This window comes from Hyalangium sp. (genome assembly GCF_035629615.1).
Taxonomy (GTDB): Bacteria; Myxococcota; Myxococcia; order Myxococcales; family Myxococcaceae; genus Hyalangium.
Genome location: NZ_DASPHO010000865.1, coordinates 1 through 6,292, shown reverse-complemented (window position 1 = coordinate 6,292; position 6,292 = coordinate 1). Strand labels below are relative to the sequence as shown.

Genomic DNA, 6,292 nt, shown 5'->3' with positions numbered 1-6,292 from the left:
GGTGCGAGGGGAGAAGCATCGAGGATCTGGCGCAGCAGATCCGGACGGTCCGTCATGATACCTCCGACGCCCTCGGACACGAGGCGGCGCATCTCTTCGGGATCATCCACGGTCCAGACATTGACCCACTTGCCGTGGCGGGTGGTGGTGCGCAGGAAGTCCTCGTCCACGAGGCGCACCTCACCGAAGTACAGGGGCATGTCGATGACGGTGTAGCGCGGATCCTCTAGGGGCTGCTCGCCTCCTCGGACGGAGAGGACGTAGGAGGCGAGGGCGTCGCGCGGGTAGAAGTGGCAGGCATCCGGCATGCGAGCCACCAGGCGCTCGGCGACGGAGTCCAGCTCGCTGCCCATGCACACGCGCTCCAGGGCGTGCTCCTCGCGGAGGAGCTGGTGGAGCACGTCCTCGGTGCCCGGCGTCTCCGGCTTCATCTCCAGGTTGACGGGCAGGCCTGGGAAGGCGTGGAGGACCTCGCGCAGGGTGGGGATGCGCACGCCCTGGCCTCGGAAGGGGAAGGTGCGGCCACCATCGGGGGTGAAGCGGAAGCCGGCATCCAGGCGTCGCAGCTCGGCGAGGCTGAGCTCGGCCAGGGGGCCGGTACCGTCTGTGCAGCGATCGAGGAAGGCGTCATGGGCGACGACCACCTCACCTTCGCGCGTGAGGTGAACGTCGAGCTCCAGCATCTGCGTGCGGTAGCGCTCCACGGCCATGCGGAAGGCGTGGAGGGTGTTCTCTGGCGCTAGCAGGGCGCCGCCGCGGTGGGAGATGTGAAGGGTGGGCCGCAGGCCCTGGAGGAATGGGTGGATCACGGGGATGGGGGCAGCAGGACAAGGTTCCCGAAATGTGCCCGGTTCTTGAGGAGCTCATGAGCCAGGGGCGCGTCGGCCAGCGGCAGCGTTCGATCCAGCACGGGCTTGAGCCGGCCCTCCTCGACGAGCTGGAGGATGCGGAAGAGGTCGCCCTTGCTGCCCATGGTCGAGCCCAGCAGGGAGATGCGTTTGTAGAAGAGGACGCGGAGATCCAGCTTCACCTCGTGGCCCGCTGTTGCTCCGCACGTCACGAGCCGCCCGCCGTAGGGCAGGCACGCCACGCTCTTCTCGAAGGTGGAGGCGCCCACGTGCTCGAAGACGACGTCCACCAGCCGGCGCTCGGTGATCCGCTTCACCTCGTCGAGGAAGTCCTTCTCCGAATAGTTGATGACGTGATCGGCGCCCAGTGCCTGGGCCTGCTTCAGCTTCTCCTGGGTAGAGGCCGTGGCGATGACCTTGGCTCCCAGCAGCTTGCAGATCTGCACCGCCGCGCTGCCAACGCCAGAGCCCGCCGCATGCACCAGCACCGTCTCGCCCGGCTTCACTTCGGCTCGGTGCACCAGCATCGTCCAGGCCGTGAGGAAGGTGAGAGGGAGGCAGGCCGCCTCGGCGAAGGTGAGCCGGGAGGGCTTGGGAAGGATGTTCTGCCGGGGCACCGAGATGAACTCCGCATAGCCCCCACGCACATGCTCACCGATGAGCCGGTAGCTCCGGCAGAGGTTGTCCTCGCCGCTCAGGCACCGCGCGCAGGCCCCGCAGGACAGTCCCGGATTCACGAGGACCTCGGTGCCGGGCGCCAGATCCGTCACCTCCGTCCCCACGCGAGCTACAATGCCGGCAATATCGCTACCGAGGATGTGGGGCAGCTCCAGCTTCAGCCCCGGCCACCCCTGGCGGACCCAGAGATCCAGGTGGTTGAGGGCCACGGCCTTCACCCGCACCAACACATCCCGTGCGCCTACCGAGGGCTCGGGGAACTCTGTGAGTTGCAGGGCTCGCTCGTCCCCATGCTGGTGGAACACCACCGCCTTCATGAGCTCCTCGGATTCGCTTATAGATGTGTCATCATCGAGGGGCCGGACTCTACGGAGCGCGGCGCCGGAAAATCCATAGGAGAAAATGTGATGTCACTGCGCAACACGCTCGGCGCGGCGGTCCTCATCGCCACCGCAATCATCGGTTGTTCCGGACGCGACGAGCCCGTCCCCGACGGAGGCCCGGACGGATGTACCGGCGCCTGCAATCAGAACGATGGAGGGACGAAGCCGGATGGCGGCGTGCGCGTATGCCCGGCGGCTGACAGCCAGGGCCGTGGCCCCATCGGGATCCTCCGGGCCATGGGGACTCGCGGCCAGGCCGTGAGGCTGGAGCACCTGGTCGTCACGGTCGTTGACAGCATCACCCGGGGCAGCCAGGGGGACTACATCGCCTACTTCTGGGCCGTGGATCCCTGCTTCCCGAAGGAGGGCATCTACGTCGACAAGTTCTACACGGATGCCACGACGAACTACCGGCCCGAGGTGGGCGACGAGGTGACCATCGATGGCCTCTATCGGCAGTACAACTCCATCGCCTCGGACGCGGATGAGACGCGCCATGCCTACCGGCCCGTCCTCAAGAGCGACTTCCGCCTCGGTGTCCCGGGTGTCACCGGCAGGCTGATCATCACCAAGACGGGCACGGGCACGGTGCCGCAGGACATCACGGTGCCAGCCACCTTCGGCGACGCCAACGGCGGCGAGGCCAAGGCCAACGCCGACCACGGCGGCGCCCGCATCCACATCCCGGGCCCGGTCTCCATCACCAACGCCAACCCCCCCGCGCTCAAGCAGCGCCCGGACAGTCCGGAGAACGGCGTCCACCTGGGCTTCGAGGTGACGGGCGGCGTGCTGGTGAACAACTACAAGACCTTTGGCGAGACGCGCGACGGCGGCTCCACCCGCTGCGACTGGCGCAATGTCGTCAATGACGGCGGCACCGTCAGCTTCCCCAATGGCATCCGAGGGGTGTGGGACACCTACAGCTTCGTACCTTGTGCGGATGGCGGCTTCACCTCCGCCGACGGCGGCACCTTCTCGAGTTGCAACTTCGCCCTGCGCGACGCGGGCGTCGTGCCCGGCACGAGCAACGACTCCACCTACGTCCTCTACCCGCAGGACTGTGCGACCGATCTGCCGGGCGTCGTCGGCACGCCGTAAGCGCTCCTGTCGGCCATCCGCCTGACCCCCCTCCCCACCCGGGGAGGGGGCCCCCTGTGACTGGGCCGCCAAGGCCCCATTGTGAGTGCCTCCACCAAGCGCGTTTTTGAGGGTAAGCTCCGGAAACCTCGGGCTTGATGAAGCCTGAGCCCACCCTTCTCTATCCAGCCACGGCGGATACCCATTTCTTCCTCTTCTCCCCAGACCGCCATCCCGTTTGGCAAGTACCTCCTCATCAAGCGGCTCGCGGTAGGAGGCATGGCGGAGCTTTTCCTTGCGCAAGAGCCGCCCAGCCCCGAGCTGGTGGTGCTCAAGCGCATCCTCCCCTACCTCTCGGAGGAGCCTGAGTTCGTCCAGATGTTCCTGGACGAGGCCCGCATCGCCGCGCAGCTCCACCACCCCAACATCGTCGCGGTGTACGAACTGGGGAAGCTCGACAACACGATCTTCATCGCGATGGAGTTCGTCGAGGGTGTGGACCTGCGCCGCGTGGTGCAGGAGGAGGGCAAGTTCGGCGCCAACGTGCCCTACGGCGTCGCCGCCGCCATCTGCTCCCAGGTGGCCGAGGGGCTCGACTACGCGCACTTCTCCAAGGATGTGAAGGGCGTCCCGCTGGAGCTCATCCACCGGGACGTCAGCCCCCAGAACGTGATGATCGCCTACGACGGGCGGGTCAAGATCGTCGACTTCGGCATCGCCAAGGCGGGCACCTACGTCAACCGCAGCAAGCCCGGCGTCATCAAGGGCAAGTTCCTCTACCTCTCCCCGGAGCAGGTGTCCCAGGACAAGCTGGATCACCGCGCCGACATCTTCGCGCTCGGCACGATGATGTACGAGATCACCACCGGGAAGAGCCCGTTCGCCAAGCCCACGACGGAGGGCATCCTCTACGCCATCCGCTCCGAGGATCCGTCGCCGCCGCACCTGCTCAAGGACGACTATCCCACCGAGCTGTCGCGCATCATCATGCGCTGCCTCACGAAGGACCGCAGCCAGCGCTACCAGCGGGCCTCGGAGGTGCAGGCGGACCTGGAGGCGTTCCTCACGTCCGGGGTGATCAAGCAGAGCACGGACATCTCGGACTACATCGCGCGGCTGATGGGGGAGGAGGAGGAGCGCACCGTCCTCCACATTCCCATCGCCTCTGCCGCTCGCAAGGACGCCACCACGCCGATGGCCCCGTTGCTCACCGCCCGGCCTGGGCGGCGCCCGACGGGGGAAGGTGTCGCTCCACCACCGGACTATGGCAGCGAGCCGGAGCCGCCCACGCAGATGGCCCGGCCACGCGAGCTCCTGGCGCAGAGGTCCCCGCCGTCCGTGGAGCTCGAAGGGGTCGAAGAAGTCGATCAGGACCAGATCGACGAGACGAGCGACATCGAGGACGAGGCCGATGTGAGCACCACCATCGGTACCGTGCCGGTGGGCTTCGTGCCGCCCAGGCACGAGCCCGGCGAGTCTACTGTGCAGGAGCGAAGCCGCGGGCGCTCGTCCTCTCCCTCGGGGACGCCCGTCTCGCGGCGCATCACCCCTCCGCTCGAGCGGGACACGGAGCCTCGCGCTCGCCGGCCGAGCACGCCGCCCTCGCGCCGCCCGCTCGCGGAGGACGAGGTGGATCCCTCCTCTCCGTCCATCTCGTTGACCCAGCCGACGGTGAACCAGCGGCTGCTCCTCGAGGAGGAGGATCAGGAAGAGCGGGAGGACCAGGGGGATCCGGAGGAGCTCGATGAGGCCGAGGCCGATGAGGGCCCCGCCGAGACCTTCTCCGTGACGCCACCCACGACGGGGCAGCGGCGGCGCCTGGGCGAGCCGGCCCCGCAGCACCCACCCGTCACCGCCTCCACGACGGGGCAGCGGCGGCGCCTGGTCGAAGAGTCCATCTCCCTGACGCAGCCCACGTCGAGCCAGCGGCTCTCCCGGCAGCGGCAGGCGCTGCGCCAGGAAGAGTCGCGCGTGGACTCCGACTCGGGCGTGTCCGAGCTGGACGAGGATGGCGATCCAACAGAGGGCATCCCGCCGGATGGGGAGGACGATGAGTCCACCGCTGGCTACGAGCATGAGTCCGAGCCCACTGGGTCGAGCAATCGCTGGATCATCATGGCAGCCGCCGCGGTGGTTGGATTGGTCATCCTCGGGCTGGCGCTCTACCTGGCGCTGAGCTCCAGCACGCCGGGGCCTGGAGATCTGAGCGGACCGCAGCCGGATGGGCCCATCGTCCCTGTCAAAGCCTCGGCGATTCCTCCAGGCCAGGTCACTCCTCCCACGCCCAACAACCCGCCTGCGCCGACTCCCAGCGATCCTCCTGACGCCGCGCCCGCCAACGGCGCCGTTGCCGCAGCCGGTGCCGAGAACCCGCCTGCTTCCCCTCAGGATCCGGCCGCTCCCGCCGGCACGGCTCCCGCGAACCCGCCGGACAACCCGCCGGGTGGGACGACCGCCACCGGGCCCACCGCGGTCGCGGCGAACACGGCAACCCCTCCGACCACCGAGGGAGCGACGGCTGGGGCGGGGACGAAGCCCTCAACGCTCCCGGGTACCGGGGGCACCAAGCCCGTGGTGCCCAGCACACCGGCCGCGGAGGTGATGTTCAAGACGAACACCGCCGTGATCCTCGTGGACAAGAAGAAGATCCAGCCCAACAAGATGCTGAGCCTCCCCGCCGGCAAGATCGTGGTGGAGTGGTGGTGCCCTCCCAAGCGCAAGCGCGAGGGCAGTGATGCCAAGCGCCTGGAGGCGGGTAGGAAGAAACCCTACATCTACGAGATCCGCTGCAGGAAGAGCTCCAGATAACGCGGGCTTAGGTGACAGGCGCTGGTTCGCTCCAGGACCGGACAAGTGGGCAGGAGTACGTTAGAGTGCTCCTAAGTTGTTGGAATTCCTAGGATTTCTGCTCCCAGGCATCCGTTTACACGGTGTCAGACCGGCTCTTAGAATCCCGCGCTGACCCATGGCGCGCTCGAACAGTCAGAAAAACGTAGTCAGCAAGCGGAGTTATCCCGCTGCGCGGCTTGCGCGGCAGCAACCGGTGGCGCCTGAGCCGAACCGGCTGCTGAAGGTATGGCGTCGCGTGCTGGAGCGACGTCTGCGGACGCGGCTGCGCGCGAAGGTAGCGATCGAGATCCACGACAACACGCACACGATGCTCACGTTCCAGCGTCACCGTGCACGGTACCGGCTGCGGCTGCACCACATGTTCCTCGCCGCGCCCGACGAGATCCTCCAGGCCCTGGCGGACTTCGTGCGCGAGGGGGAGGCGGAGGCCAGCGTCCTGCTGGACAAGTTCATCGA

The 6,292-nt window shown here is 67.6% G+C and carries 4 protein-coding genes and 1 pseudogene; 3 read left to right on the top strand and 2 right to left on the bottom strand.

Annotation, left to right across the window (positions count from 1 at the left end; genetic code table 11):
* Together VD972_RS43420 and VD972_RS43415 are read right to left on the bottom strand one after the other, a co-directional pair.
* Positions 1–809, bottom strand: an 809-nt coding sequence (locus tag VD972_RS43420) for a glycerophosphodiester phosphodiesterase (protein WP_414654230.1), incomplete at its 3' end; no start/stop codon positions are given.
* On the bottom strand, positions 806–1,843 hold the full coding sequence (locus tag VD972_RS43415; protein ID WP_324995651.1) for a zinc-binding dehydrogenase: 1,038 nt from the start codon (positions 1,841–1,843) through the stop codon (positions 806–808). The genes VD972_RS43415 and VD972_RS43420, both read right to left, overlap by 4 nt.
* Positions 1,844–1,933: 90 nt before the next feature.
* On the opposite strand from VD972_RS43415, the gene VD972_RS43410 reads away from it, so the two are divergent.
* The 3 genes and pseudogenes from VD972_RS43410 to VD972_RS43400 form a co-directional block, all read left to right on the top strand.
* The gene (locus VD972_RS43410) at positions 1,934–3,007 is read left to right on the top strand and encodes a hypothetical protein (RefSeq protein WP_324995649.1); all 1,074 of its coding nucleotides are present in this window, start codon (positions 1,934–1,936) and stop codon (positions 3,005–3,007) included.
* A gap of 210 nt (positions 3,008–3,217) precedes the next feature.
* Entirely contained in the window at positions 3,218–5,794 is a 2,577-nt protein-coding gene (locus VD972_RS43405; RefSeq protein WP_414654232.1) for a serine/threonine protein kinase, read from the top strand.
* 157 nt (positions 5,795–5,951) lie between these two features.
* A pseudogene (locus VD972_RS43400) lies at positions 5,952–6,292 on the top strand (hypothetical protein); the annotation flags it as partial.